Below are 25,224 nucleotides of genomic sequence, written 5' to 3'. Positions count from 1 at the left end.
CCATCAGAGGGCTCAAGGGAACCCGCGTGAACCCCAGTTGATTCAGGGGTTCCGGAGCAGTGCCCTGCAGGCGGCGTCGGCGATCCAGGTCCGGGCGCGGTCGAAGGGCCAACCGCGTTCACCGACCAGGGTGATCCAGGCGTGCGGGCCGAGGTGGAACCAGAGCAGGTCGACGGCCTCGGCGTGGCTCACGCCGGCGGCGAGTGATCCGAGTGCCACCAGGCGGTCCGCCACGCGGGTCAGGGCGTGGACGTAGTCGTCGGCTCCCTTGTCCAGTACGGCCTTGACGGCCGGTTCACCGGGCGGGTCGCGGTAGAAGAGCCCGTACACGAGGTCCCAGTGGCGTTCGTGGGTGAGCCGGGTGCCTTCCGCGGTCAGCTCGATCACGGCGCGCGGGTCGTCGCTCGCGTCGACCGCGGAAAGCGCGTCGGCGATGGCGGGGTCGGTGAGCGCCGGCTCCAGCAGGGCCGTCAGGATCTTCGACTTGTTCCCCATGGTGCTGTACACCGTGGGCACCGCGACCTTGGCCGCCTCCGCGATCTCCCCGATCGTCACTTGCGGATACCCCTTGGCCGAGAAGAGCTCGTGGGCACTGCCGAGGATCGCTTCCCTGGTGGCTGACGCCGAGTGGGTGCGCAGGGGTGAGTGGTACTTCCGGCTGGTCACAGGAGGAGTGTACGCCCTTCACTACAAGTGACCATATTGACAATAGACACCCATATTCAATACGTTCCACCATATGATCAATTCCGCCGCTGAGCCCATGGCCGTCATCGAGACCCGCCTTGCCCACCAGGTCCACCGCGCCGCGACCACCTTGCTCGCGGAGGCCGCCCTCCGCCCGTCCGCGCCCCTGGACACGCTGGCGCAACTGCGCGACTTCCTCGTGGTGAACCTGCGCCACCACCACGAGACGGAGGACGAGGAACTGTGGCCGCAGATCGTCGCGACGGCCCCGGCCGCCGCTGAGGGGCTCAAGGGGCTGAGCGAGGAGCACGAGCGGCTGGAGGACGACCTCGACCGCCTCGCCGCCGTCGCGTTGACCGAGGACCATGCCGGGGCCGGCGCCCGGGCCGAGCTCCACGAGGCGGCCGTCGCGGTGCGCGACACGGTGCACAGCCACCTGGACCACGAGGAGCCCATCCTCTTCCCCGCCCTGCGCGCGCACGTCACCCCCGAGTACTGGGCGGAGCTCTCCCAGCGGGTGATCGCCACCGCGCCGCCCGTCGCCGCGCACCTCATGTTCGGCTTCATCGACGAGGTGGGCGCGCCCGGCGAGGTCGAGGCCATGATGGCGGTCCTGCCCGAGCCGCTGCGCCCGCTCGTCCCCGCGATGCGCCGGCAGGCAGACGCCGACCTCGCAAGCCTGCGCGGCTCCGCCGCGTAGCCCACTGCCCGAGCCGACACGGGCGGCCGGACCGCCCCCACCCCGTTCGGGCGGTCCGGCAAAGGAAGATGGCAGGCTTACGGTGTGCTGATCGAGGGATACAACGGTGGTCCGCTGGTCGCGGGCGAGCCACTGGTGGACCGCCCGGGCTTCTGGTCGAACCATCTGTGGGGCCCGTGTTGTCGTGATGCGGGCGCCGAGCCCGAGTGGTTCGGCGATGACGGAGCCGACGTCGACGCCATGTCCGACCTGCTCATGGACCCGGAGCGATGGCCGGTGTTCCGGATGCCGCTGGACGGCGGTTACGAGGCCGTGGTGGTCTACCGCAATCTCGTCGACGACTACGGAGTCGACTACTTGTTGACGCATCCCAGTTGGAGCACCGCGCAGCGAGTCGCCTGCTGGGACGGCGACTGGCACGGGGAGACACTGACCTGGCGTGACCTCATCCGCATCGCCGACAGTCCGAGCGCGACAGGCGGAGGGATCAAGGACCCCGCTGCCCGTCTTCTGCTGCTGCTCCCCTTGCTCACGGCGCACGAACCGTCCGACGAGGCGATCACGACGCTCACCGCGGCACTGATCGCGGTAGGAGCCCCTCCGGACACCGCCGGGACGGCCGCACAGCACCTGCTTGAGCACCCCTCCGGGAGCCCCTGGCACGACCCCGCGTGGGACTCGCCCCTCAGCGGCGGCTCAGGCTCCCCCACGCCCGCCGTGAGTGGGGTCCTGGCCCGCCTGGGCATCGCCTGACCAGGCGTGAACCGCCGTTGCCAGGGGGTCCGCCCGCTGCCATGGTGATGACCGTGCCCGGACAGCGGAAGAGGAAGCGGCGTGTACGCGAGGAGTACGAGCGAGCTGCCGCGGCCGTAGCCGGGTGGCGCTGGGAAGTCCTGTACGAAACCGAGGACTCCGCCGAGGTTCGGGCGCGGCTCCACGCCCTGGCCGAGGAGCGACCCGAGGTCGACCTGCGTCATGTGCGGGTCGACACATGGTGCGGGCGGTTTCCGTCTCCGCCGTTCTACCGGGTGAGCGTGCTCGTGCCTCCGGATGCGACCGAGTGAGGTGGTCCACAGACGACGGCCGGAGCCACCGCAGAGGCGGGAACCCCGAACCGGTACCGGAACGGGCCGCCTCGGAGGGTCACGATGCCTCGATCGCCCGCATGATCTCCTGCCCGGTCCGCGCAACGACGACGGACCAGTCGTCGTCCCGCATGAGCTGGGGCAGATGCTCGCGGTCCGCCTCCTGCCGGAGGACCACCGTCCCGCCCAGGAGAACCAGAGACGCCCCCAACCGTTCCAGCAGTTCGGCGACAACGTCCATGATCCTCTCCCCTCCGAAGCGAGTGAAAGTGACGCTGGTGTCACTGCTGAAGTAGACATCAGCCCGCTCGTTCCGCCCCATGTCCAGCTGAAGGAATTCATTGTCGGGTACACGTACTACGACGTACGGGTCGAGGACCTCGGCCACGATGATCTTGTCCAAGGGGGCCGACTCACCACCCTCGAAGCGGTGGACATAAATGTCGTAACTCACAGAACCCTCCCCCTGGGACGGCATGGGGCGCCGCCTCCTTTGTCACTTCCGACAATGTGCACGAACTGCCGTGCCACGCAGGTCACTCCGCGGGAGCGAGTTGCTGTTCCGCCCAGATGATTTTGCCGTCCGTGACGTGGCGGCTGCCCCAGCTCGTGGACAACTGGGCGACGAGGAACAGCCCGCGCCCGCCTTCGTCGAAGCTGCGCGCGCGCCGCATGTGCGGCGCGGCGTCGCTGGCGTCGGTGACCTCGCAGATCAACGCCTGGTCCCGGATCAGGCGCAGCCGGATGGGGGCCTTGCCGTAGCGCACCGCGTTGGTGACCAGCTCGCTGACGATCAGCTCGGTGGTGAACGACCGGTCGTCCAGGCCCCAGGCGGCCAGCCGCTCCGTCACCATGCCACGCACAGTGGACACCGCGGAGGCGTCGGGCGGAACGTCCCACTGGGCGAGGTCGGCCGCGTCCAGCGTGCGGGGCCGGGCCACCAGCAGGGCCGCGTCGTCGCCGCGCCGCGGAAGCATCGCGGCGAGGACGTCGTCGCACACGGCGGCGGGCGAGGAGCCGCCGGCGTCGACCAGGCACTCCTGCAGCCGCGCGATCCCGGCGCCGAGGTCGCGGTCCCGGGACTCCACGACGCCGTCGGTGAACAGCACGAGCAGGCAGTCCTCGGGGAGCTCCACCTCGGCCGACTCGAAGGGCAGCCCGCCCAGTCCCAGCGGCGGCCCCCCGGGCACGTCCAGCAGCTCGCTCGTCCCGTCCGGCAGCACCAGCAGCGGCGCCACGTGCGCCGCGCGGGCCACACAGCACCGGCGCGACACCGGGTCGTACACGGCGTACAGCACGGACGCCCCGACCTCCGGATCGGAGGCGTCGGCCTCCCTCTCGCGGTCCATCCGGTTCACGATGTCGTCCAGGGAGGTCAGCAGTTCCTCCGGCGGGAGGTCGATGTCGGCGAGCGTCCGCACGACGGAACGCAGCCGCCCCATGGTCGCGGCCGCCTCCACGCCGTGCCCCACGACGTCACCGACGACCAGTGCCACCCGCGCGCCGGACAGCGGGATCACGTCGAACCAGTCGCCGCCCACCCCGGCCGCGAGATCGGCGGGCCGGTAGCCGTACGCGGCGTCCACCGCGCTCTGCGCGGGAGGCTCCCTCGGGAGCAGGCTCTGCTGAAGGGCGAGCGCCGTGCTGTGCTCCCGCTCGAAGTGGCGGGCGTGGTCGATGCACACGGCCGTGGTCTCGGCCAGTTCCTCGACGAGCAGCAGGTCCTCGGCGTCGAAGGGCAGTTCGTGCCGGAGGAAGGTGACGACACCGAGCGTGATGCCGCGTGCGGTCAGCGGTGCGGAGATCGCCCCTCCCCCGGACCGGCCCGCGGGCAGGTCGGTGCCCCAGCCGGGCCAGGCGACGGCGGGGTGGGGCAGATCGACCCGCACGGCACGCCGTTCCCACAGCGCCCGGCCCGGCAGGGAGTCGCGTTCCACGGCCCGCCAGTCCGTGCGGCCGGCGGCCCGTCCGTGCCGCGCGCCGTTCACGCCGGCACCCTGCGCCGCCGGACCCCGCTCGCCGCTCGCCGCGACCAGCCGTGTCTCCACGGGGCCGTGCACGCCCGTCCGGTCGTTGCCCAGGGTCTCGGGAAGCAGGTGGACCAGCGCGACGTCGGCAAGGTCCGGCACCGAGAGGTCGGTGAGTTCGCGGGCCGTCCGCTCCACGTCCAGGGAGTGCCCGATGGTGCGGCGTGCCTCGTCCAGGAGGCTGAGCCGCTGGCGGGCCCAGAACTCCGTGGAGTTGTTCCGGGCCATGGTGCACAGCGCGATCACCCCGCCGTGCCGGTCGCGGACCGGGTCGATGTGGATCGCCCACTCGTGCGGCCGGTTCTCGCCGGGCACCTTCTCGTAGGTGAGGACGGAGCGTGCGGTCCCGGTGTCCCGTGCCTGGCGCATGGCCTCCTCGAGCGCGTGGTGCTGGCTGTCGGGCGCGAAGATCTCGGTGGGCAACCGCCCGTGCACCTCGTCGGTGCCCGCCTTGAAGACCACGTACGAGAATGCGTTCGCCCACAGCAGGCGCAGCTCCGTCGACCAGAGGCAGATGGCGGCGCTGGACTGCGTCCACGCCCCTTCGAGCAGGCCGACGTCGCGGCCCGCCGCGTCCGTCGCGGACACCGGGCTCAGGAACCAGACCGTGGGTCCGCCTTCGGCGACCGCCCGCTGCACCAGGACGTTCGCCTCCACACCGTGACCGGCCTTGTGCCGCAGCACCGTGCGGTTCGGCCGGTCCTGCCGGGTGCGGCCGGCCGGCGGGGGACCCGGCTGCCCGTCGGCGACGAATTCGTTCACCGGGCGGCCCGTTGCCTCGTCGCGGTGGTAGCCGAGGATGGCCTCGGCCTCGTCGCTCCATCCGTTCACCCGGCCCCTGCCGTCGACGGACACGACCGCGATCAGGCAACCGAGGGCCGGCCCTCCGTGCGTGCCCCCCGACTCCGCGATTCCTGTAAGCATGGCCGGACCCATCCCGTCAAGGCGATGTCGGCTGATTGTACGGCGTAAAAGGTACGAACGGGTTCAACCCGGTCGGCATCCACGACCGGGCTGCCGGGCTCCGGCACCGCGAGCCCCTTCCGCGGACCGCGCCCCGGCCCAGGACGCCGTGCCCCCGGGCTCACGACTCGGCGGCCAATGCCGCGGTCACCCTCTCTCGCGGGGCAGTGCCGCCACGAATTCCGCGAGGTCCGCCGCCTGGGGCGGCCTCTGACCGCGGAGACAGCGGTGGTAGTGACCGGCCACCAGCCGGCGCAGCTCCGCCTCGTCCGGTTCCGCGCCGGTCAGTTCGAGGTGGACCCGGTGGGGTTCACCCGTCATCCGAAGGGGCCTGGCCAAGGCGTCGAAACCGCAGATGTACTCGCCGGGCTCCTCCCACCACGCCTCGGCGAACGCCTGGTCCCTGAGGACGTACATGTGGAACGCGTCATCGAAGATGATCACAGGCCCGGTCGGTCTCGTCACGCCGGCATTGTGGCGGGCGATCCGTCGGCCACTGCGACCGGCCCGTCCGGCCCGGCCCGTCCGGCTCAGCTCGGAAAAGCAGGCCGCGTCGCACACCACGGCGCGGTAGTACCCTTTGGTACGAAATGCTGACTTTCGTCGACTTGTACTACCCGTAGTGGTCCGCTCGGGGATGTGTGAGAGGACGATGATCTATGAGGTGCACGGACCGCACGCGTTCCGAGGACGCCGGTCGCCCGGCGGGTGGCTCGCCCGTACATCTGGACGCCGCCTTCAAGGCGGACGCGCCGAACCGCTACGAGGCGCTGCGGCGGCAGGGCCCGGTGCATCGGGCGGAGCTGTACCCGGGTCTGTACGGCTGGCTGGTCGTCGACTACGACCTGGCGCGTGAGGCGCTGACCCACCCGGCCCTGCTCAAGGACCCCTCCCCCGCGGCCGACGCCCTCGCGGCCGCCGATTTCGTCCTGAACAAGCCCGGAGTGGGCCTCGGGGGCCACATGCTGGAGGCCGACGGGCAGGACCACACCCGCCTGCGGCGCCTGGTGTCCGGGGTCTTCACCCCGCATCGCACGGCCGGGCTGGCCCCGCGCGTCCGGCAGATCGCGGAGGACCTGATCGACGCCATGGCGTCACGCGGTACCGCCGACCTCGTCGAGTCCTTCACCGCGCCGCTCCCCATGACCGTCATCGCCGAACTGCTCAGCATCCCCGACGAGCACCGCGCCCGCTTCCGCCTCTGGAGCAGGAAGGCCCTCGACACCGCGGCCGAGGACCACCGCAGTTCCGTGGCCGGCCTGCACGGCCTGGTGCGACGGCTCATCGACGAGAAGCGGGCGCGCCCGCAGGACGACCTGATCTCGGCGCTGGTCGGGGCGCGCGACGAGGACGACGGACGGCTGACCGACGAGGAGCTCGTCGGTACCTGCATCCTCATGGTCATCGCGGGCCACGACACCACCGTGAACCTCCTGGGCAACGCCCTCCTCGGGCTGCTGCGTGATCCGGCGCAGTTGCGCCTGCTCGAAGGGACGCCCGACCTCATACCGGGAGCCGTGGAGGAGTTCCTGCGCTACGACAGCTCCGTCGAAGTGGCGTCCCACCGCTATGCCGCCCGCGACCTCGAACTCGGCGGCCACTTCATCCCCCGCGGAAGCATCGTCGGCATCGCGCTGTGGTCCGCGAACCGTGACGCACCCATGCCCGCGGGTGAGGCCCCCTCCGTGCTCGACGTGTCACGTCCTGCCGCCCGGCACTTGGCCTTCGGCCACGGCATCCACCACTGCCTGGGCGCTCCCCTGGCCCGGCTCGAGGCGACCACGGGCCTCGAAGTGCTGCTGCGGCGCATCCCCGGCCTCGAGGCGGCCGTCCCTCTCGACGAGATCGACTGGATCCCCTCCGGCATGATCCGCGGCCCGCTCAGCCTGCCGGTGCGTTACGGGCCCGTCCTGCCACGAGGCTGACGCCCTCTCGTCCGTGCTCCGCGGGGCTCCGCGGCGGGAATCAAACGTGGCCGCCGAGCGCTGGGCACGGCGTGAAGAAGATCGGATTCCTCTCCTTCGGCCACTGGTCGCCCAGCGAGCACTCGCAGGCCCGGTCGGCCATGGACGTCCTGCACCAGTCCATCGACCTCGCGGTCGCCGCCGAGGAACTCGGCGTGGACGGTGCGTACTTCCGGGTGCACCACTTCGCCCGGCAGGCGGCCAGCCCCTTCCCGCTGCTCGCGGCGATCGGTGCGCGGACCTCGAAGATCGAGATCGGCACCGGCGTGATCGACATGCGCTACGAGAACCCGCTGTACATGGCCGAGGACGCGGGCGCGGCCGACCTCATCTCGTCCGGCCGGCTGCAACTGGGCATCAGCCGCGGCTCACCGGAGCAGGTGATCGAGGGCTGGCGGCTGTTCGGCTACAACCCCGCGCCGGGCGAGACGGACGCCGACATGGCCCGCCGCCACACCGAGGCGTTCCTCACCGTCCTCGGCGGCGAGGGTTTCGCCACGCCCAACCCGCGGCCGATGTTCCCCAACCCGCCCGGGCTGCTGCGCATCGAACCGCACTCCGAGGGGCTGCGCGACAGGATCTGGTGGGGCTCCGCCTCGAACGCGACCGCGGTCTGGGCCGCCGAGCTGGGGATGAACCTGCAGAGCTCGACGTTGAAGAACGACGAGACGGGCGAGCCGCTGCACGTCCAGCAGCGCAAGCAGATCGAGGCGTACCGCGAGGCGTTCCGGAAGGCGGGCCACACCCGCGAGCCGCGGGTGTCGGTCAGCCGCAGCATCTTCGCCCTCACCAACGACCTCGACCGGGCCTACTTCGGCCGCGACCGCGGCTCCCGGGACCAGGTCGGCATGATCGACGACACGACCCGGGCCGTCTTCGGGCGTTCCTACGCCGCGGAGCCGGAGGAACTGGTGAAGCTGCTGCGGGACGACGAGGCGATCCAGGCCGCGGACACCCTGCTGCTGACCATCCCGAACCAGCTCGGGGTCGACTACAACGCGCACCTGCTGGAGAGCATCCTCACCTACGTGGCACCCGAACTCGGCTGGCGCTGAGGGCGGGTCAGCGGTGGCCGGAAGAGGCCATAGGCCCTGTCCTGCCTGAACGCCTCGACGATCGTGCGCAGCCACGGGCTGCGCACGGCCGGCAGCCGGACCAAGGTGTGCTGGAACGTCCGCCAGTCGGCCCGGAAGCGTTCGTCGCGGCGCGGCGGGAGCGACTCGTCGCGCAGGACGTCCAGGGGTATACGGCCCGACGCGGGAAGGGACGAGTACGGCTGGGGGGAGTGCAGCCACCGCCACACCGCCGACGGCAGGGGCACCGAGTACGCGGCGGGCGCCGGGCCGGCGGGGGCCCAGGTCCGGCCGGTCCCGGGATGGACCGGCACGAGGAGGATGTCGGCGCCCTCGACGGGGACGGGCCGTCCCGGTCCTGCCAGGACGGCGTGCCGCGCCGGCCCGCTTGCGGGCAACATGGTGTCGAGTGCGTACTGGAACACCGTGCCGGTCATGCCGTCGGGGACCTCCACGGGCTGCCCTTGGGAGGCCACCAGCAGGTGGGCGAGGGCCCGGCCGGCTGCCGCCGTCCATTGCGGGCTCCACGACCAGTGGCGGCCCGACCCACGTCGTTCCCCCCACGACGTGATCGGCTCGAACGGCGGCGCGCTCTCCGCCTCCTCCATCAGTTCCGCCCAGGAGAGCGGCGCGGCGTCCGCGCCGACCCGGACCCGGCGCACGGCGTCCGGGCCGAGCCACACCGACTGCCAGAGCGAGCAGTCGTCGACGCGCGCCGCCACGGGCAGGTCGCACCCCAAGCAGGCCATGTTGGGCCCGTCGGCCCCGTCGATGCCGCAGCAGGCGCCGCCGCGCTTCCCGGGGATCAGCCGGGCCCCGCGAATGTCACCGGGCGCGATGACGCTCTGCCCGGGCTCGGCGTCGGACAGGGCGTGCACGGGCGCGTAGATGCCGCGTGCCTCCGCCTCACCCGGATCGAGCTCGTCCCACACCCGCCAGGGCCCGCCCCAGGGATCCGGGTCGACGGCGAAGGTCCCCGGCTCCATGAGCACCGGAAGCTGGAGGCCGTTCCCGTACACCTGGCGGGCATGGACCGAAAGCGAGACCTGGGACAGCGGAACGGTCAACTCGGCGTCGCACCGGGCGCAAACGAAAACGAACAAGGGCCCTCTCCGGTCGGGGAACGACTGCATCGTCGCAGACCCGCGCGTGCGCGCCAACGGGATTCCCGTCCGTCGCGGGCGCCTCAGGGCCGACGGGTCACGCGCTCGTGGTGGGAGGGCCGGCGGGCTCCTCGCGGGAGGTGGCACCGTTCCCCGTGGGAGGCGGTGCCACGCGGCGTCGTATCCGCTCGCCCTGGCGGCCGAACAGGCAGAGGACTTCGGCGGGCTCCTGGCCGCTGTTGCCGAACCAGTGCGCCATCCGCGTGCTGAACTCCGCCGACTCGCCGACCCTGACCTGCAGGTCCATGTCGTTGAGAACGAGACGCAGGCGGCCGGCCAGAACGTACATCCACATGTGCCCCTCGTGGGTCTGGGGCACGGGATCGGTACGGCCCGGCGGCACGATCAGCTTGAACGACTGGATCGGGCCGATCTCCTGCGCGAGCGGCAGACGCACCATCCCGTTCCACGGCTGCGGTGCGAGCCGGTTGACGGGGCCCTCCGGGGATGCGACGTGGATCACGTCGTCCAGGGCGATGCCCAGTGCCTGCGTGATCGGCAGCAGCAGTTCCAGGCCGGGGCGCCGCCGGCCGGCCTCCAGTCGCGACAGGGTGCTCTTGGAGATACCGGTCGCCTTGGCCAGCGCGGTCAGGGTCACGCCGCTCCGCAAGCGGAGACGTCGCAGCTGAGGGCCCACTTCGGCCAGTGTCTGGGTGATGGCGCCGGAAGATTCCACGTCCAGGGGAACGTGGTGTTCCCCGGCCCGATTCCCGGAAACAGCAACACTTCTTGTCCGGCTCCCTGGCGCTCGCCCATCGTGGCGGTGCGCGCCTGCGGTGCGGTTCGTACGAACAGTCATGGTTCGACACGTTCCGCGGTGAAGCGCGCACATTTCTGGCGTTCTTTTCGACACGACCGATGGGCGGGAGACATGATGGGCAACTGGGGCACGGACGGCTGGGCGGTGGCGCCGGGTGAGGGTGAGCGTGTGGAGCCGGGCGGCCGGCACTGGCTGGAGGTGCTGGTACGCGGCAAGGAGGTCGGCGACGCCCTCGGGGTGTTCGTCTTCACCCATGACGTGATCGCCGAGAACCCTCCGCACGCCCACCACGACTTCATGAAGGTCATCTACATCCTGGAGGGCCACTACGACTTCCGGGTCGGCGACGCGACCTTCTCCGGAGGACCGGGGACCGTGGTCGTGGTGCCCAGGGGCAGCCAGCACACCTTCACCACTCCGACCGGCGGACGGGCGCTGTTCGTGTCGTCGCCGTCGGGGAACGAGGAGCTCTTCCTGGAGATGGGCAAGCTCGGCCCGCACCCCACCGAGCGGCAGCTCGCGGAGCTCAACGAGCGGTTCGGCACGAGAGGGCCGGACGACCACGAGGCGTCCTGGCAGCAGATGCACGAGGCCGAGTAGCCGGAGCGCGACGGGCCGGCCGGCGGTGGCGTCGGCCGGTCACAGGCCGTCGAGGAAGGCACTCACGGCCTCGGCGAAGCCGGCGGGGTCGGTCTCGTGCACGGTGTGCCCGGTCGCCAGGGTGACAAGCCGGGTGCGGGGGCGCCGGGCCGCCATGGCCGCGGCGTGTTCCGCGGTGAGCGTGTCGCTCCGGGTGCCGTGGACGAGCAGGGCGGGGCAGTCGCCGGCGAGCCAGTCGTCCCAGTGGTCGCCGTTGACCTGGGCAACGGAGGCGACCATGTCCTGCGGGCGGAAGGCCAGGCCCCAGCCGTCGGGATGTTCGCGGATGGCGTCGGTCAGGTAGCGTGCCGAGCCGCCGAGTTGTGCGACCAGGGCCGCACGGGTGGGCGCCCGGTGCGGCCATGCCAGGCAGAAGGACAGGTCGTCGTCGATCTCCACGCCGATGTCCTCGATGATCAGGGCGCCGACCGCGTCGGGGTGGTGCGCGGCGAGCTGGTAGGCGTTGACTCCGCCGAGCGAGTGGCCGAGCACCACCACCTGAGGCAGGCCGAGGTGGGCGAGGAGCGCTGCGGCGTCGTGGACGTAGCCTGCGCGCGAGAAGTCCGGCGGCCGGTCCGAGAAGCCGTGTCCGCGCTGGTCGAGGGCCACGACTCGCCACGCGGGTGCCAGTGCGCGCGCCAGAGCCGTGAAGGTGCGGGCCTCGCTGAAGTGGCCGTGGAGGGCGAGCAGGGGCCTCCCCGGGCCACCGAAGTCGAGGTAGGACAGGCGCCGCCCGTCCACCTCGAATGCCGCGCGTGCCGGCTCGGGTTGGAACATCGGCTTCATACGGGTCGGCCTGCCCTGAGTGTCTCGTGGTCCGTGGGTTCCTGCGGGGGGTCGAGCCGGGCGATGAGGGCGCGGCCGACCCGCTGGAGTTCCTCGTCATTGCCGATGCTCTGGAACCTGCCGCCGCGCCGGGGCAGGGCCAGTTGCTCGCGGAGCAGGGGCAGGGCCGGCGCCGCGAGGGGACCCATGCGGTCCAGGCAGGCCACGACATGGTTGGCGGTTTGGGGGTTCTCCGCCATGGCCCGCAGCAGGGCGTCCACGACGGCCGGCGCCTCGGCCTCGCCGCCGATCCCCCAGAGGGCCGCCGCGCAGTGCACCCGGATCCAGGTGTAGTCGTCCGCCAGGTGGTCCCGCAGGCGGGGCAGTGCCACGGAGGCTGACGGGCCCATCTCGGCGAGCGGGTCGGCCGCTTCACTGATGCCGAAGCTGAAGTCGTCGTCGAGGAGGCCGAGCAGGAGCGGCAGCATCTCGGCCCGGTCGCGGCCCACGGCCCACAGCGCGGCTACGGCGGCACGACGTACGTGCACGTCCGAGGCCACGGTCAGAGACCGGATCACGTCCAGCGCACCGGCCGCCGCCGGCCCGAAGGCCCTCAGCGCCTGCAGGGCCGACTGCGTGACACGGGCCTGCCCGTGGCCCGGCGCGGCAACGAGTGTGTGCACGACCGCCGGAACCGCGGCCGCGTCGCCGAGTGCCCCCAGGGCGGAAAGGATCGCGCAGGCGCTCATCTCGGTCCACTGCCGGGAAAGATCGACGCGGCGCAGGTGGTCGCAGAGCCGGGGCACCAACTGGTCGGCGGCCTGTGGCAGATGCCCTGCCACCTGGATCGCCCGCCAGGCGTCCACGTCGCTGTCCAACGCGGTCAGCAGACACGGCAGCGCGCGTACGTCGCCGAGGCGCGCCAGCGCCCGGACGGCCTCTTGGTGGCTTCTCCGCAGCGGTGCCTCCGGCGCCGCCCACACATCGGGGCCGTACTGGACGAGTTGTGCGTCGATGTGCGCGGCGAGAGCGTCCCGGGCCGGGGCGGCGATCGGGTGGCAGGATTCCAGGACGGCCGCGGCCTCGGCGGCGACCTCCGCGTCGGCCGTGGTGAGCTGGCCGGCGACCAGCAGGAGCAGCCGGGTGTGGTCCCCGCGCCAGGCCCGCATCAGCTCCCCGCTCATACGGACCGCGTCGAGCCGGGAACCGGGGTCGGGGCTGCTCAACTGCTCGGCCAGTACAGCGGTGCGCTCGGGCACCCGCGCGCCCAGGGCTTCGTGGAACGTACGCAGCAGGGCCGTTGTGGGTGCGAGCACGCGCGTGTGCCGGTCGAGATCCGCGAAGGCCTCGACGATCTGGGGCGCGACTCCGTCGGTGGACACCGCGGGGCTCTCCGGGACCGGTGCGATGCGCCGCACGGGTATCGCGCGGGCGGTCTCGCGCAGCAGGCCGACGGCGGCCGGTACGACGTCCTCGCCGATCTCGTCCGGGGCGCACCGGGCCCGCTGGACCAGGGCCGCCAGACGGGTCGCGGGACCCTGGTCCGGGTCGGCCGCGAGTCCGGTGAGCCAGTCCATGACCTGCCGCGAGGCCACCGGCAGGCGCAGGGCCAAGGTGGCCGCCGCAGCCGCGATCCGCAGCCGCGCGGCCATGCCGCGCCCGGCGGCCAGCCGTTCCCGCAGTACCGCGGCGGCCCGGTCGGCGTCGTCGAGGAAGAGCCCGAGCCCGGGAATCGCGGCCAGGCGCACGCCCGGGTCGGCGTCGCGGGCGAGTTCGGTAATCCCGTCCGCACGTTCGCGCAGGAAGGCGACGGCTTGTCCGCAGCCCATCGGCGGGTAGTACTCGATCTCCGTGCCGTCGTCCTCGAAGCCCCGGTCGAGTGACTCCCGGCCGATGCTGACCATCAGCGCGACGACGGCCGCCCGGTCGGGCGTGGCGCCGTCGACGGCCAGCTCGAACAGGAAGGGGAGGCTGGCCGCCGTGGGCGGGTACACGCTGCCCTGGTGGTGGACCGCGCTGTAGAAGCGGTCGAGGGCCTTGCGGCGTTCCTCGGCGTCCGGGGAGCGCAGCGCCCTCAGCAGCCCCGGCACCTCCTCGGCGGAGCCGTACGCGTGCTCCATTGAGGCCCAGTCGATGTCGTGAAGTCCGTCGAACATGTCGTGAACGATGCCAGGAGGCACTGACAACGGGGTTGTTCCGGGCCGCGAGTAGGGGCGTTCGGACGGCGGACGGCGCGCCCAGTGCGGGCTCGGGCGGCTGCCCCACTGGCGGCGAGGGCCGGTCCCTCAACAGTCTCGCGCGACAGGAGAGAACACGTGGTCGTCTTCCGCTGCCGCAATTGCCAAGCCGTGCTGAGCCGCGCCGTGCGTGAGGTCGAACTGCCGGAGTACGACGACGCCCCGCTGCCCTTCAGGATGCCCGAGGGCCACGACTGCCCACCGCGCATGGCTCCCGGCACCTTTGCCGTCGAGTACCTCTCCGTCCCGGGCCTCGACCAGTACCCCGGTCTTCAAGGCGCGATGCCGGTAGTGCAGTTCGTGCTGTGCCCGCAGGACGTACTCCGCCTCGAACCGATCCGCCTCGGCAGCCGGCGCGCCGGCTGTTGCGGGCCTATGGGACTGGACGGGGCCAACCTCGCCTGCGCCGGCTGCCGTACCGAAGCGGCCGTCGAGACGGCGGACTGCGCCACGCCCCAGCAGATCGCCCTCCTTGCCCCGGCAGTTGAGAGGACCACGGGCGGCGGTTGAGGCGGCCCGGCCGGTCACCGACCGTGCGGCGGACGCCTTCGGCTATTCCAGCCACATCCCGTCGCACATGATGACGCTCCCGCGGAGTTCCGGCTCGCCGCGCCACGCGCGCACGGTCCTCGGGACCACGCGTACGTACACGAACGCAGCCGCTTCCTTGCGTGGGTCCCAGCCGAACTTGCCGGCGAACGCCTCCGCCGCGCTTGCGGGCACCTCCTGGTCCGGGAAGCACTCCGCCCCGCCCTGGAGGAGGACCACGTCGAAGGTGTCCGGCAGCGACACGTGCACGCGCGGATCCCTCCGGATGTTCCGTACCGTCACGGACGTGGCCCCGGTGCACATCCACACGGCTTGCCCGTCCCACAGGAACCACAGCGGCACCTGGTGCGGCCCGTGTTCGGGGTGAGCCGTCGACACCCATACGTCCCGCTCGGTGCCGAGCCGTTCGAGCGCGTCGCGCATGCGCTCCGCGGACTGACGCCGAATGCCTTCCGTGCTCTCCATGGGCCGACCCTAGTCAGGCGGGAGCGAGCAGCGCCTGAGCCGCGGGACCTACTCCCGGCGACCGAGGTACACCTCGGCCTTGGAGCGGGCGGCGGTCGTCGCTGCGTGGATTGCCCCGGTGACCTACGACATCACGCTCGCGCGCGTGCGACCGGGCCTGACGCTGCAGCAGACGCTCGACCTCCTCAACGCCGGCTTCGACCCCGATGCCGACCTTCCGCAGCTGCGGGGTCGCCGGGACGCGTGCAGCTCGACTACTCGGGGGACACGGCTGACATCGAGGTGGCGTACCGCTACTCGGGGCCGGCGGCGTCGGCGGTGATGGACCTGGTCTACCGCATCGCCCGTATCGTCGAGGAGGAAAGCGGCCTGACCGGCTACGACTTCGAGGTCGACCAGCCCGTCCGAACCGGTGACCCGGCCAGAGCCGCGGCCAAGGTGAGCGGCGTCTCGGAGTGGGCGTGGGATCACCTCGCCCAGCTGTGTCACGAAGGACGATCTCGTAGCCGCCCTCGTCCAGGGCAGCGATGGATGCGAACCAGGCGTGATCGTCCTCATCAGGCTGGATCACGGCGAAGGTGTTGTCGGAATTCGCACAGGCGTGGTGCCGGCACTGTCAGACGGCCGCGTCTGCGCGAGTCCGAGGTATCGCCTGCAGGGCGATATCGACGGTGGCATGGAGGGCCGCACGTGCCGCACCGGCAGCAGCGTGCACCGCGTTGCCCTCGCTGACCACCATGACGTAGCGGGCGAGTGCGTGAGGGTCGGTCCCCGCGGGCAGGTCGCCCTCCTCGACGGCGCGGGCCAGTCGCTGCGCCAGGGCACGTTCGCCGGCGAGGCGGCTGTCGGCCAGGAACGTGGCGATACGGCCGCTGTCGCTGCCCTCGGCCAGGCCTCCCTGCACGGACAGGCATCCGGAAGGGCGGTCGGCACGGGTGAGCGCGTCGGCGTTGGCCCGGAGGAAGGATTCGACGACCTCGTGCGCGGTCGGTTCCGCGAGGGCCTCGCGGGCATAGGCCATGTCGGCCTCGGCATAGCGAGCGACGGCCCGATGGAACAGCTCCTCCTTGTTACCGAACGCCGCGTACATGCTCGTGCGGTTGATGCCCATGGCCTCGGTGAGGTCAGTGAGCGACGCACCCTCGTACCCCTGGCGCCAGAAGACCTCCACTGCACGCTCCAGCGCGGCATCCGCGTCGAAGCCCCTGGGTCTGCCGCGTACCGCCATGACGCCTCCTGTGTCAGCCCTCCAAATTTTAACCGAGCGGTACGGAATAGGCGTACCGGTGCCTCGGTTCTCCCCTACCGAACGACTTAAGTACCGAACGGTACGGAAATGGAGAACCCCTCATGGGACAGCTGGACGGCAAGACCGCCCTCGTCACCGGCGCCACCTCCGGTATCGGCCTGGCCGCCGCGCGACGGCTCGCCTCGGAAGGCGCCCACGTCTTCCTCACGGGCCGCCGTCAGGAAGCGATCGACGAGGCGGTGGCCTCCATCGGCGACCGCGCCACCGGAGTACGCGCTGACATCGCGAACCTCGACGACCTCGACCGCCTCTTCGCGCAGATCGAGCGGCACAGCGGCCTCGACATCGTCTTCGCCAACGCCGGCGGCGGCGAGTTCGCGGCCCTGCCCGACATCACCTGGGACCACTACGCCGACACCTTCAACACCAACGTCGGCGGCACCCTGTTCACCGTGCAGAAGGCACTTCCGTTGCTCACCCCCGGCGCATCGATCATCCTGACCAGCTCCAACATCGACACCAAGGGAGCCGCCTCCTTCAGCGTCTACGCCGCGACCAAGGCCGCGCTGCGCTCCCTCACCCGCAGCTGGGCGGCGGAGCTGGTCACCCGTGGCATCCGCGTCAACAGCATCGCGCCCGGGCCGATCGAGACGCCCGGGCTCAGCGGCCTCGCGGGCGGTCCCGAGGCCGCCGAACAACTGCTTCAGGGCCTGGCCGCCGGAGTCCCCATGAAGCGGCTCGGCCGCCCGGAGGAGATCGCCGAAACCGTCCTCTTCCTCGCCGGTGGGACCAGCAGCTACATGACCGGTGCCGAGATATACGTCGACGGCGGGGCCAGCCAGATCTGACCACCACAGCCGACCGCCTGAACCTCCGCTCCTGACACGTCCGCACCGGGGCGGCCGGCCGAGCTCCCCGAGCCGACCGTCCGCCCCGGCCGTCCTTGAAGGAATCGCCATGCACCCCGTGACCGACCTGCTCGCAGCCAACCTGCACGAAGTCTTCGGCAACCGCGACCCCGTGTCCCGCCGCGCGGCCATCGACCGCATCTACACCGAGGACGTCGTCTTCACCGACCCAGAAGGTGTCACCACCGGCCGCGACGCCATCGAGGGCAAGGTCACCACCCTCCTCGCCGAGGCCCCGGCCGACTTCGAGTTCACCGAGGACGGCATGCGCTACGCCGGCTCCCGCACCGGAGCTCTTGCCTGGGCCTTCGGTGCGCCCGGCAATTCCGCCGTCCACGGAATCGACGTCATCACCGTCCGCCACGGAAGGATCGCCACCATCCTGACCATGTTCACCGCCTGACTACCGTCACGTTCTCAAACACGGCCCAGCCCTCGGCGGCCTGCGCCGAGGGCATCCGCGTTCGCCGGCGATGCGGCGTCACGCGTCCGCGGGCACCGCGGAGGGCCGGCCGGTGGCCCAGGACGGGAGGTACTCGATGCGGACGACGGCGCACGTGATCGAGACGCCGCCGCCGTGGGCCACGATCAGCACGTGGTCGCCCGGGCCGACTTCGCGTGTTTCGACGAGGTGGTTGAGGCCCACGATCTGGTCGCTGACCGTCATGTGCCCGAGTCGGCGCCCGAGTTGGAGCAGCCCCTGCTCGGTGCGGAGGCCCATGGGGGCGAGGATGCCCTTGAGGTAGCTCTCGCGGCCGGTGAAGATGTGCGCCACGCGGGTGATGTCGGCGACGTCGAGGCCCGCCTCGGCGATCGTGCGCAGGGCGAGTTCCGTCCGGAGTTCCCCTTGGCGTCCCACGGCCTCGGAGATCGCCTCGTCCTCGGGCACGGCCGCCGCCGGCCGGTCCTCGGCGTCCGCGTCCACTGCCGTGACGGGAGGGAACTCCTCGTCGCGGAACCGCTCTTCGACCTCGGCGGTGGAGCCGCTGCTGATCGACAGGAGCCGGGCGAAGCCCGGTTCCTTGGTGAGCACGACAGCGCTCGCCCCGTCGCCGAGGACGCCGTTCTCCAGGGATGCCCAGCGGTTGAAGTGCGGGGTGCTGAGGTTGTCGGCGCCCGTGACGAGTGCGGCGGCGCGCTCGGGGACGGCCCGGAGGTAGCAGGCGGCGAGTTCGAGGGAGCCGATCAGGCCGTTGCATGCCTGGCTGACCTGGTAGGAGGGGATGTCCTGGTCGGTGATGTGGCGCAGGATGTAGTGCTGGGGCGACCAGCCCCCGGGCCCCTGTCTGTGCATGCAGGCGTGGATGTGGAGGACGAGGTCGTGGGGGTGGCTGCCGGCGCGTCCGGTCGCCTGGCGTGCCGCGAGCACGGCCATGTCCGGCGGCGGTGTGTCGCCGGCGACGGCGGCTCCGGTCCACCCCTGGAACTCGTGGTCCTCGGGGTCGTACAGGCCCAGTTCCACGGCTTTGCCCGCGTCCAGGACGGCGGGGACATGGACGCCGAGTCCCGCGATGTACAGGTCGGGTGTCTTCACTTCGAGGACGCTCCTTCCGGCGCGTGGTCGGCCGTGGTGGCGGCCTTCGTTTCGGCGACGGCCCGGGCCAGGGAGTCGACGGAGCTGTCGCGGAGGACCTTGACCATCGGCAGCTTGACCTTGAGGCGGCGGTCGATCTCGTTCCTGAGCTGGACCGCCATCATCGAGTCCATGCCCATCCTGCTGAGCGGCCGGCTCGCGTTCAGCCGCTCCGGGTTCAGGCCGAGGATGGCGGCGGCCAGCTTCGTCACCGTTTCGACGACCCCCGGATCCGTCTCGTCCCGGGGTGCGGGGACAGGCGTGATGTGACGTGGTGCCGTCCGCGCCGGGGCGGGCCGCGCCGGGGCGCGGTCGAGGAGTTCGCCGAGCAGCGGGACATGGGCCGCCTCGGGATGGACGCGTGCCCAGGACGGCCAGTCGATCCGCAGGACGACGCGGTGCGAACTGCCTTCGGCGAGGATGCCGCCCAGCACGCCGAGCCCCTCGTCGGGCGAGAAGCTCGCCATGCCGTGGGGGACGAGGCTGCGGCCGGTGTCCTCCTCGTGGCGGGCGATCATGCCGACGCCGTCCCAGTAGCCCCAGTTGACCGAGGTGGCCGGGGCGCCGGCGGCGAGCCGGTGGTGGGCGAGGGCGTCGAGGAACGCGTTGCCGGCCGCGTAGCCGCCGAGCAGGGGCGATGACAGGACGGAGGAGCCGGAGGAGAACAGGACGAACATGTCCAGGGGCATGTCCTGCACCAGCCGGTGGAGGTTCCAGGCTCCTGAGACCTTCGCGCTGAGGAGGGCTTTCAGGTGCTCGGGGGTGGTGTCGGTCACCGGGACGGAGTCGTAGGTCCCGGCCGCGTGGAACACGCCGCGCAGCGGTGCCTTGCCCCGGTGGGCCCTGTCGGCGAGGAGCGCCCGCATGGCCTGGTGGTCGGCCACGTCGACGGCCGCGTACTCGACGTCGACGCCCCGGCCCGCGAGGTCGCGCAGCGGGCCGGGGTCGGGCAGGGAGGTCCGGCCGGTCAGGAGGAGGGTGCGGGCTCCCTGGTCGGCGAGCCAGGACGCGAGCCGTGCACCGATGCCTCCCGCGCCACCGGTGATGAGGTAGGTACCCGCGGGGCGCACGGGTGCGGAGGACACGGGTTCCCGGTGGCGCGGTGCGGCGGGCAGCACCTCGTCGGGGAAGGCGATGACGGCTTGGACGCCGCGCTGACCGGACGTGCCGGTGCGCTGGATGATCCGGCCGGCTTCGGCGGCACCGACCTCGCGGTGGGGCAGCGGGGAGAGCTCCCCCTTGCCGACGACTTCGGCGACGGCCCGCAACACCGAGCCCGCACGCCCGGGCTGATACCGCATCAGGTGGGCGATGTCGACGGCGTGGAGGGAGAGGTTGGGTGCGGGAAGGGTCCGGTCGAAGGGCGCGGCATCGACGTCTTCGGGTCCGGTGAGCTCCACGAAGCGGCCGTAGGGTGCCGCCAGCGCGAGGTCGGCACGGCGGCGTGCGGCCGTGCTCAGGACGGTGTCGAATCCGGGTCCGCCGGTGACCGTGCGGTCCGTGACGTGCCGGGCGCCACGCTCCGTCAGCCGCTGCCGCTCGTCCGCGCTCGTGGCGACGGCGTGGACGTCCGCGCCCAGCCATCGGGCCACGTCGACCGCGGCCAGATCGACTCCGGTGCTCGCCGAACGCACCAGTACGCGGTCGCCCTTCCCGACGCGGGCGACGTCGTGGAGCGCGTAGTACGCGGTGAGGTAGGCCCTCGGCAGGGCGGCCGCCTCGGCGGGCGTGACACCGCTGGGCAGCGGCGCGGTCAGGACCGCCTTCGTAACGACGTGCGAGGCCGTCGCGTTCTCGGCGAGGGCGACGACCAGGTCGCCGACGGCCACGTCGCGCACGCCGGCCCCCACGGCGACGACCGTCCCGGAGCAGCCCGTGCCCAGTGCCGGGTCCTCGCCGGAGGGGGCGTCGGGGTGGTCGAGGGCGGCGTGCGAGACTCGGACGGCGACTTCGTCCGCCCCCGGCGCGGGCGGCGTGAACGGGGTCAGCCACCGGTCGCCGGGGGTGCCCGGCCGCGGAAGGGAGAGCCGCACGGCCGCCGTCGGTCCCGGCTCCGCGGAGGCCTTGCCGCGCGCGACCAGGCGGGCGACTCGGCGCGTGCCGTCCCGCAGCGCGAACTGGTCCTCGTCGTCCGGCCCGAGGAGGTCCGCGACCAGGGCCTCGACGCTCGTGAGGTTGCGGTCGAGGTCCACCAGGCGTGTGCGCAGCTCCGGGTGCTCGGCGGCGAGGGTGCGTCCCAGGCCCCACAGCAGCGCCTGGAAGGGGGCGACGTGGCGGTCCTCGGGGGCGACACGCTGGGCGTGGCGGCTGACCAGCCACAGGCCCGGGGCGCCGGGGTGTTCCCTGGCGGTCAGGGCCTGGGCGAGGTGGACGACGCTGCCGCAGGAGAGCAGTTGGGCCCGGTCGATCTCCTTCCCCGTGGCCTCGCGTCCCGCTGTCGCGTCCAGGGACCACAGGTGCACGATGCCCCGGAGCGGGCCGCGGTCCGCGATGTCGTCCAGGACCGCGGCGTACTGCGCGGGGTCGGCGGGGTCGATGCGGTACCGGTCGCCGGCGGCCTGGTAGCTCGCGGCGGCGGTCACGACGACGGTGTCCTGGCCCTCGGCGGCGAGTCCCCTGGCCACGGCGCGTCCGAAGGGGCCGCTGTCGCTGAGGAGCACCCAGGTTCCGCGGCCGGTGGGCGTGGTGGCAGGGACGGTGCGGGGCAGCGGCGTCCACCGGAGTTCGTGGAGCAGGCTGTCCAGGTCGTCCTCCGGCCGGGCGGGGGCGGGTGAGCGTACGGGGGCGGCGTTCACGGGGGCCTCCTCGAGTGCCGGGGCGTGGCCGGCGAGGTACTGGATTCGGGCACCGCGCATCTCGGCGAGGAGGCGGCCGGTGGGGTCGGCGACGCGGATGTCAGCGGCGAAGGAGTCCTCGCGCGCGGTCGGGACCAGGCGGGCGTGGCTGAACACCTCGCGGCCGGGCCGGTGGTAGGAGCGGTACTCGTCGATGCCGCCGAAGACGAAGACGCTCTCGGTGTCCGCCACCGTGCGCGGACGGGCAGCGGTCATCACATGGCAGGCGGCGTCGAGCAGCGCGGGGTGGAAGTGGTGCTCGGCAAGGGCGGCGCGCAGTCCTTCGGGGCTCTCGACGCGTGCCAGCGCCTCGCCGTCCCGGCGCCACAGTTCCGCCAGCCCCCGGAACACGCCGTTCCACTGGTTGCCGCGTTCGGCGTTGTAGGGGTAGAACTCGGCGGCGTTCTGGTGTGTGGGAAGCGTCTTCCGGACGGCCGCCAGGTCGACGGCAGCCGGTTGGTCCGGTTCGTGCAGGGCGCGGGCCGTGGCCTCGGCGTGCAGGACCCACTGGGCCTCGCCTGCGGATCGGCCGAGGACCTGGAGCTCCAGGCCTTCCTCACCGTCGACGGCGCTGACCCTCAATGTGGGGGCGGGGCCGTTCCCGTCGAGGTAGAGGGCCTGGCGGTAGTGGACGTCGGTCAGCGCCACCGGTCCGTCACCGAGGAGCTGACGGGCGGCTTCCGTGAGCAGTTCGAGATAGGCCGTGCCGGGCACGATGACGGTGTCCTGGATCCGGTGGTCGGCCAGGTAGGCGTTGCGGTGCGGGTCGAGCGGGCCCTCCCAGGTGGTGGTGCTGCCCGCGGCCGCCGTACGGGTCCCCAGGAGCGGGTGGCCGGACGCGGTGTCGAGCCGGGGTCGCGCGGGCGCCGTGGGAGCGGGCGTCCAGTGCCGGGTGCGCTGCCAGGGGTACGTGGGCAGCGGCACGCGGCGGCCGCCGTCCACGACGGCCGCGAGGTCCAGCGGCACTCCTGCGGTGTGGAGGTTCGCGGCCGCCGCCAAGAGGGCGGTGCGTTCGCCCTCGTCGCGGCGGAGCGAACCGACCGCGGTGGTGGTCTCGCGGCCGGCGGCACGACCGGTCTCCTTGACGCCGTTGACCAGCACGGGGTGAGGGCTCATCTCGATGAACACGGTGTCGCCGGTGTCGAGTCGGCGGCGCACCGCGCCGACGAAGTCGACGGGTTCCCGGAGGTTCCTGGCCCAGTAGCCGGCGTCCATGCCGGTGCCGTCGACGACCTCGCCGAGCAGGGTCGAGTGGATCGGGACGACGGCCCGGCGCGGGGTGAGGTCCTTCAGCGCGTCCAGCAGGTCGTCGCGGAGCGCGTCCGTCTGCGGGGAGTGCGAGGCGAAGTCGACCCTGACGAGCCGGTTCGGTGTCCCCTGCGTGTCGAGTGCCGCCAGGACCTCGGCGAGGGCGTCCGCGTCCCCGGCGAGCAGCGTCGAGAAAGGGCTGTTGGCGGCCGCGACGGAGACGGTGTCCTCGTGGCCGGCGAGGGCCCGGGCCGCCTCGTCGGCGGGCAGCGCGACGACGGCCATGGCGCCGCGGCCGGCCAGGCGCTTGGCGATCCGGCTGCGGCGGCAGATGACGGCCGCGGCGTCCTCGATGCTCAGGGCTCCCGCGATGTACGCCGCCGCCGACTCGCCCATGCTGTGGCCGATGACGACGTCGGGCTCGACGCCCCAGGAGCGCCACACCTCGGCAAGGGCGATCTCCATGGCCCACAACGTGGGCTGGACGACGTCGAGTTCGGCGAGGCGTTCCTCGCGGCCGTTCCGCAGGAGGTCGATGACCGACCAGCCGGTCTCGGCCCGGACCGCGGCGTCGCACATCCGCATGGCTCGGGCGAACACCGGCTCGCCGTCGAGCAGTTCACGGCCCATGCCGATCCACTGGGAGCCCTGGCCGGGGAAGACGAACGCGACCGAGGGGCGCCGGGCGGGGTCGGTGTACTCCGACCAGGACAGGGAGGGTTCGGGGTCGTCCTGGGTGAAGGCGGTCAGCGCCCGTACGGCCTCCTCGTGCGAGGAGACGGGCAGCGCCAGCCGGCTGTCGAAGTGGGAACGGTGGAGAGCCGCGCTGTGGCAGATGTCGCGGAGCCGGTGCGCGCGGCCGTCCTCGCCGGCCAGGAACCGTGCGACGGACGCGGCGAGCGCCTTGAGCGCCTCGGGGGTCGCGGCGGAGAGGGTGAGCAGTTCCGGGCGCTCCTGCGCCGGGTCGTCCGCTGGCGCGGGGGCGGGCACGTGTTCCTCCAGGACGACGTGGGCGTTGGTGCCGGAGATGCCGAAGCTGTTGACGCCCGCGAGTGCGGGCCTGCCGGTGTCGGGCAGCGGCGTGCTCCCCGTCGCGACGGTCAGCGGAAGCGTCGTCCACGGGACGGCGGGGCTGGGTTCGTGGAAGTGCAGGCTCGCCGGGACGACGCGGTGTTCGAGGCAGAGCACGGCCTTGATGAGCCCGGCGATGCCCGCCGCCGCCTCGCTGTGCCCGATGTTGGTCTTGACCGAGCCGACGAGCGCGGGGCGGCCGGTGGGCCGGCCGGTGCCCAGGACCTCGGAGAGCGCCTGGAGTTCGACCGGGTCGCCGACGGGGGTCCCGGTGCCGTGCGCCTCCACGTAGTCCACGTCGGCCGGGTCCACGCCCGCGTCGGCGTACGCGCGCACGAGGACGTCGCGCTGGCCCTCGACCGCGGGGGCCACCATGTAGCCCCCGGACCGGCCGTCGTTGCCCACCGCGGAGCCGCGCAGGACGGCGCGGACGCGGTCCCCGTCGGCCAGGGCCTGGGAGAGGGGCTTCAGGATCACGGCGGCGATGCCCTCGCTGCGGACGAAGCCGTCGGCGGAGGCGTCGCCGAACTTGCAGCGGCCGTCCTTGGCGAGCATGCCCGCGCTGGAGTACGCGACCCCGATGTCGGGCTGGAGCAGCAGGTGGGCCGCGCCCGCGACGGCCATGCGGCATTCGCCGGAGCGCAGTGCCTGCACGGCGTGGTGCACCGCCACCAGGCCCGAGGAGCAGGCCGCGTCGACGGTGAGGCTGGGGCCGCGGAGGTCGAAGGCGAAGGACAGGCGCCCCGACGTGGTCGCGCGCAGGCCGGCCCCCGTCATGTCGTACAGGTCGAAGCGGTCCCGTGCGGCGCGCTGCACGTGCCAGTAGTCGTCGCCGATCTGGCCGATGTAGACGCCGGTGTCGGAGCCGGCCAGCGCGGACAGCGGGACGCCCGCGTCCTCCAGGGCCTCGTGGGCGACCTCCAGCAGCAGACGCTGCTGGGGGTCCGTCTTGTCGGCCTCGCGCGGGGTGATGCCGAAGAAGCCGGCGTCGAAGTCCGTGACCTGCCCGACGAAGCCGCCCCACCGGCTGACGGTGCGGCCGGGGGTGCGCGGGGTGGGGTCGTAGTGCGGGCCGACGTCGTAGCGGTCGGCGGGGATCTCGGTGATCGCGTCGGTGCCGTCGCGCAGGAGCGCCCACAACTCGTCGACGGTGTCGGCGCCGGCGAACCGGCCGGCCATGCCGATGACGGCGACGGGTTCGGCCGGCTCCCGCTCCGGTGTGCGGCTGGGCTTGTCGTGCACGGGCACGGTCTGTTCCTCGTGT

General features: G+C 72.3%; 21 protein-coding genes. 9 read left to right on the top strand and 12 right to left on the bottom strand.

Translation table 11 applies throughout. From position 1 onward, the window contains the following. Positions 1 to 42: 42 nt before the first annotated feature. The gene (locus tag ACIP64_RS28770; protein ID WP_401592256.1) at positions 43 to 666 is read right to left on the bottom strand and encodes a TetR/AcrR family transcriptional regulator; all 624 of its coding nucleotides are present in this window, start codon (positions 664 to 666) and stop codon (positions 43 to 45) included. Between the two features lie 73 nt (positions 667 to 739). Between ACIP64_RS28770 and ACIP64_RS28765 the strand changes: the two genes are divergently transcribed. The 3 genes from ACIP64_RS28765 to ACIP64_RS28755 all read left to right on the top strand — a co-directional run bounded on the left by ACIP64_RS28765 (position 740) and on the right by ACIP64_RS28755 (position 2,451). Beyond that, positions 740 to 1,387 (top strand): hemerythrin domain-containing protein, encoded by a 648-nt coding sequence (locus tag ACIP64_RS28765; protein ID WP_401592254.1) that lies wholly within the window; start codon positions 740 to 742, stop codon positions 1,385 to 1,387. A gap of 84 nt (positions 1,388 to 1,471) precedes the next feature. Beyond that, positions 1,472 to 2,140 (top strand): hypothetical protein, encoded by a 669-nt coding sequence (locus ACIP64_RS28760; protein ID WP_401592252.1) that lies wholly within the window; start codon positions 1,472 to 1,474, stop codon positions 2,138 to 2,140. 47 nt (positions 2,141 to 2,187) lie between these two features. Beyond that, positions 2,188 to 2,451: a hypothetical protein gene (locus tag ACIP64_RS28755; protein ID WP_401592310.1), complete on the top strand. Its 264-nt coding sequence runs from the start codon at positions 2,188 to 2,190 to the stop codon at positions 2,449 to 2,451. Between the two features lie 79 nt (positions 2,452 to 2,530). Here ACIP64_RS28755 and ACIP64_RS28750 read toward each other — a convergent pair whose 3' ends face one another. The 3 genes from ACIP64_RS28750 to ACIP64_RS28740 form a co-directional block, all read right to left on the bottom strand. Then, entirely contained in the window at positions 2,531 to 2,926 is a 396-nt protein-coding gene (locus ACIP64_RS28750; protein WP_401592250.1) for a hypothetical protein, read from the bottom strand. An 82-nt stretch (positions 2,927 to 3,008) separates the two neighbouring features. Continuing rightward, a complete protein-coding gene (locus tag ACIP64_RS28745; RefSeq protein WP_401592248.1) occupies positions 3,009 to 5,423 on the bottom strand; it encodes a SpoIIE family protein phosphatase in 2,415 nt (804 codons plus the stop codon). A gap of 186 nt (positions 5,424 to 5,609) precedes the next feature. Next, positions 5,610 to 5,927: a hypothetical protein gene (locus tag ACIP64_RS28740; protein ID WP_401592246.1), complete on the bottom strand. Its 318-nt coding sequence runs from the start codon at positions 5,925 to 5,927 to the stop codon at positions 5,610 to 5,612. A gap of 194 nt (positions 5,928 to 6,121) precedes the next feature. Between ACIP64_RS28740 and ACIP64_RS28735 the strand changes: the two genes are divergently transcribed. Together ACIP64_RS28735 and ACIP64_RS28730 are read left to right on the top strand one after the other, a co-directional pair. Continuing rightward, positions 6,122 to 7,387, top strand: a complete 1,266-nt coding sequence (locus ACIP64_RS28735; RefSeq protein WP_401592244.1) for a cytochrome P450 — start codon at positions 6,122 to 6,124, stop codon at positions 7,385 to 7,387. A 71-nt stretch (positions 7,388 to 7,458) separates the two neighbouring features. Continuing rightward, positions 7,459 to 8,481 (top strand): LLM class flavin-dependent oxidoreductase, encoded by a 1,023-nt coding sequence (locus ACIP64_RS28730; RefSeq protein WP_401592242.1) that lies wholly within the window; start codon positions 7,459 to 7,461, stop codon positions 8,479 to 8,481. Here ACIP64_RS28730 and ACIP64_RS28725 read toward each other — a convergent pair. Together ACIP64_RS28725 and ACIP64_RS28720 are read right to left on the bottom strand one after the other, a co-directional pair. Further along, positions 8,451 to 9,602 carry a hypothetical protein gene (locus ACIP64_RS28725; protein ID WP_401592240.1) on the bottom strand — a complete coding sequence of 384 codons (1,152 nt, stop codon included), beginning with the start codon at positions 9,600 to 9,602 and terminating at the stop codon, positions 8,451 to 8,453. The genes ACIP64_RS28730 and ACIP64_RS28725 overlap by 31 nt on opposite strands. Before the next feature lie 97 nt (positions 9,603 to 9,699). Beyond that, positions 9,700 to 10,260 (bottom strand): helix-turn-helix domain-containing protein, encoded by a 561-nt coding sequence (locus ACIP64_RS28720; protein WP_401592238.1) that lies wholly within the window; start codon positions 10,258 to 10,260, stop codon positions 9,700 to 9,702. 273 nt (positions 10,261 to 10,533) lie between these two features. Between ACIP64_RS28720 and ACIP64_RS28715 the strand changes: the two genes are divergently transcribed. Next, positions 10,534 to 11,022: a cupin domain-containing protein gene (locus tag ACIP64_RS28715; RefSeq protein WP_401592236.1), complete on the top strand. Its 489-nt coding sequence runs from the start codon at positions 10,534 to 10,536 to the stop codon at positions 11,020 to 11,022. 39 nt (positions 11,023 to 11,061) lie between these two features. Here the strand turns inward: ACIP64_RS28715 and ACIP64_RS28710 are convergent, their stop codons facing one another. Together ACIP64_RS28710 and ACIP64_RS28705 are read right to left on the bottom strand one after the other, a co-directional pair. Continuing rightward, entirely contained in the window at positions 11,062 to 11,838 is a 777-nt protein-coding gene (locus tag ACIP64_RS28710) for an alpha/beta fold hydrolase (protein WP_401592234.1), read from the bottom strand. Between the two features lie 5 nt (positions 11,839 to 11,843). Continuing rightward, complete coding sequence (locus ACIP64_RS28705; RefSeq protein ID WP_401592232.1) at positions 11,844 to 13,982, bottom strand: HEAT repeat domain-containing protein; 2,139 nt, start codon at positions 13,980 to 13,982, stop codon at positions 11,844 to 11,846. A gap of 159 nt (positions 13,983 to 14,141) precedes the next feature. On the opposite strand from ACIP64_RS28705, the gene ACIP64_RS28700 reads away from it, so the two are divergent. After that, positions 14,142 to 14,573 carry a hypothetical protein gene (locus ACIP64_RS28700; RefSeq protein ID WP_401592230.1) on the top strand — a complete coding sequence of 144 codons (432 nt, stop codon included), beginning with the start codon at positions 14,142 to 14,144 and terminating at the stop codon, positions 14,571 to 14,573. 42 nt (positions 14,574 to 14,615) lie between these two features. On the opposite strand, the gene ACIP64_RS28695 is transcribed toward ACIP64_RS28700, so the two are convergent. Together ACIP64_RS28695 and ACIP64_RS28690 are read right to left on the bottom strand one after the other, a co-directional pair. Continuing rightward, entirely contained in the window at positions 14,616 to 15,077 is a 462-nt protein-coding gene (locus tag ACIP64_RS28695; protein ID WP_401592228.1) for a pyridoxamine 5'-phosphate oxidase family protein, read from the bottom strand. A gap of 616 nt (positions 15,078 to 15,693) precedes the next feature. Continuing rightward, entirely contained in the window at positions 15,694 to 16,305 is a 612-nt protein-coding gene (locus tag ACIP64_RS28690) for a TetR/AcrR family transcriptional regulator (protein ID WP_401592226.1), read from the bottom strand. A 122-nt stretch (positions 16,306 to 16,427) separates the two neighbouring features. Here ACIP64_RS28690 and ACIP64_RS28685 point away from each other — a divergent pair, with 122 nt between their 5' ends. Both ACIP64_RS28685 and ACIP64_RS28680 read left to right on the top strand, forming a co-directional pair. Then, a complete protein-coding gene (locus ACIP64_RS28685; RefSeq protein WP_401592224.1) occupies positions 16,428 to 17,174 on the top strand; it encodes an SDR family NAD(P)-dependent oxidoreductase in 747 nt (248 codons plus the stop codon). Between the two features lie 109 nt (positions 17,175 to 17,283). After that, on the top strand, positions 17,284 to 17,637 hold the full coding sequence (locus ACIP64_RS28680) for a nuclear transport factor 2 family protein (RefSeq protein WP_401592222.1): 354 nt from the start codon (positions 17,284 to 17,286) through the stop codon (positions 17,635 to 17,637). 78 nt (positions 17,638 to 17,715) lie between these two features. Here the strand turns inward: ACIP64_RS28680 and ACIP64_RS28675 are convergent, their stop codons facing one another. Beyond that, complete coding sequence (locus ACIP64_RS28675; protein WP_401592220.1) at positions 17,716 to 18,768, bottom strand: ketoacyl-ACP synthase III family protein; 1,053 nt, start codon at positions 18,766 to 18,768, stop codon at positions 17,716 to 17,718. Continuing rightward, positions 18,765 to 25,208, bottom strand: a complete 6,444-nt coding sequence (locus tag ACIP64_RS28670; protein ID WP_401592218.1) for an SDR family NAD(P)-dependent oxidoreductase — start codon at positions 25,206 to 25,208, stop codon at positions 18,765 to 18,767. Before ACIP64_RS28670 ends, ACIP64_RS28675 begins: the two co-directional genes overlap by 4 nt. Between the last annotated feature and the right edge of the window lie 16 nt (positions 25,209 to 25,224).

The organism is Streptomyces sp. NPDC088733 (assembly GCF_044751185.1).
In the GTDB taxonomy this organism is placed as follows: domain Bacteria; phylum Actinomycetota; class Actinomycetes; order Streptomycetales; family Streptomycetaceae; genus Actinacidiphila.
Note: the sequence above shows the minus strand (reverse complement) of the source record. Positions and strands in the feature narration are given on the sequence as shown.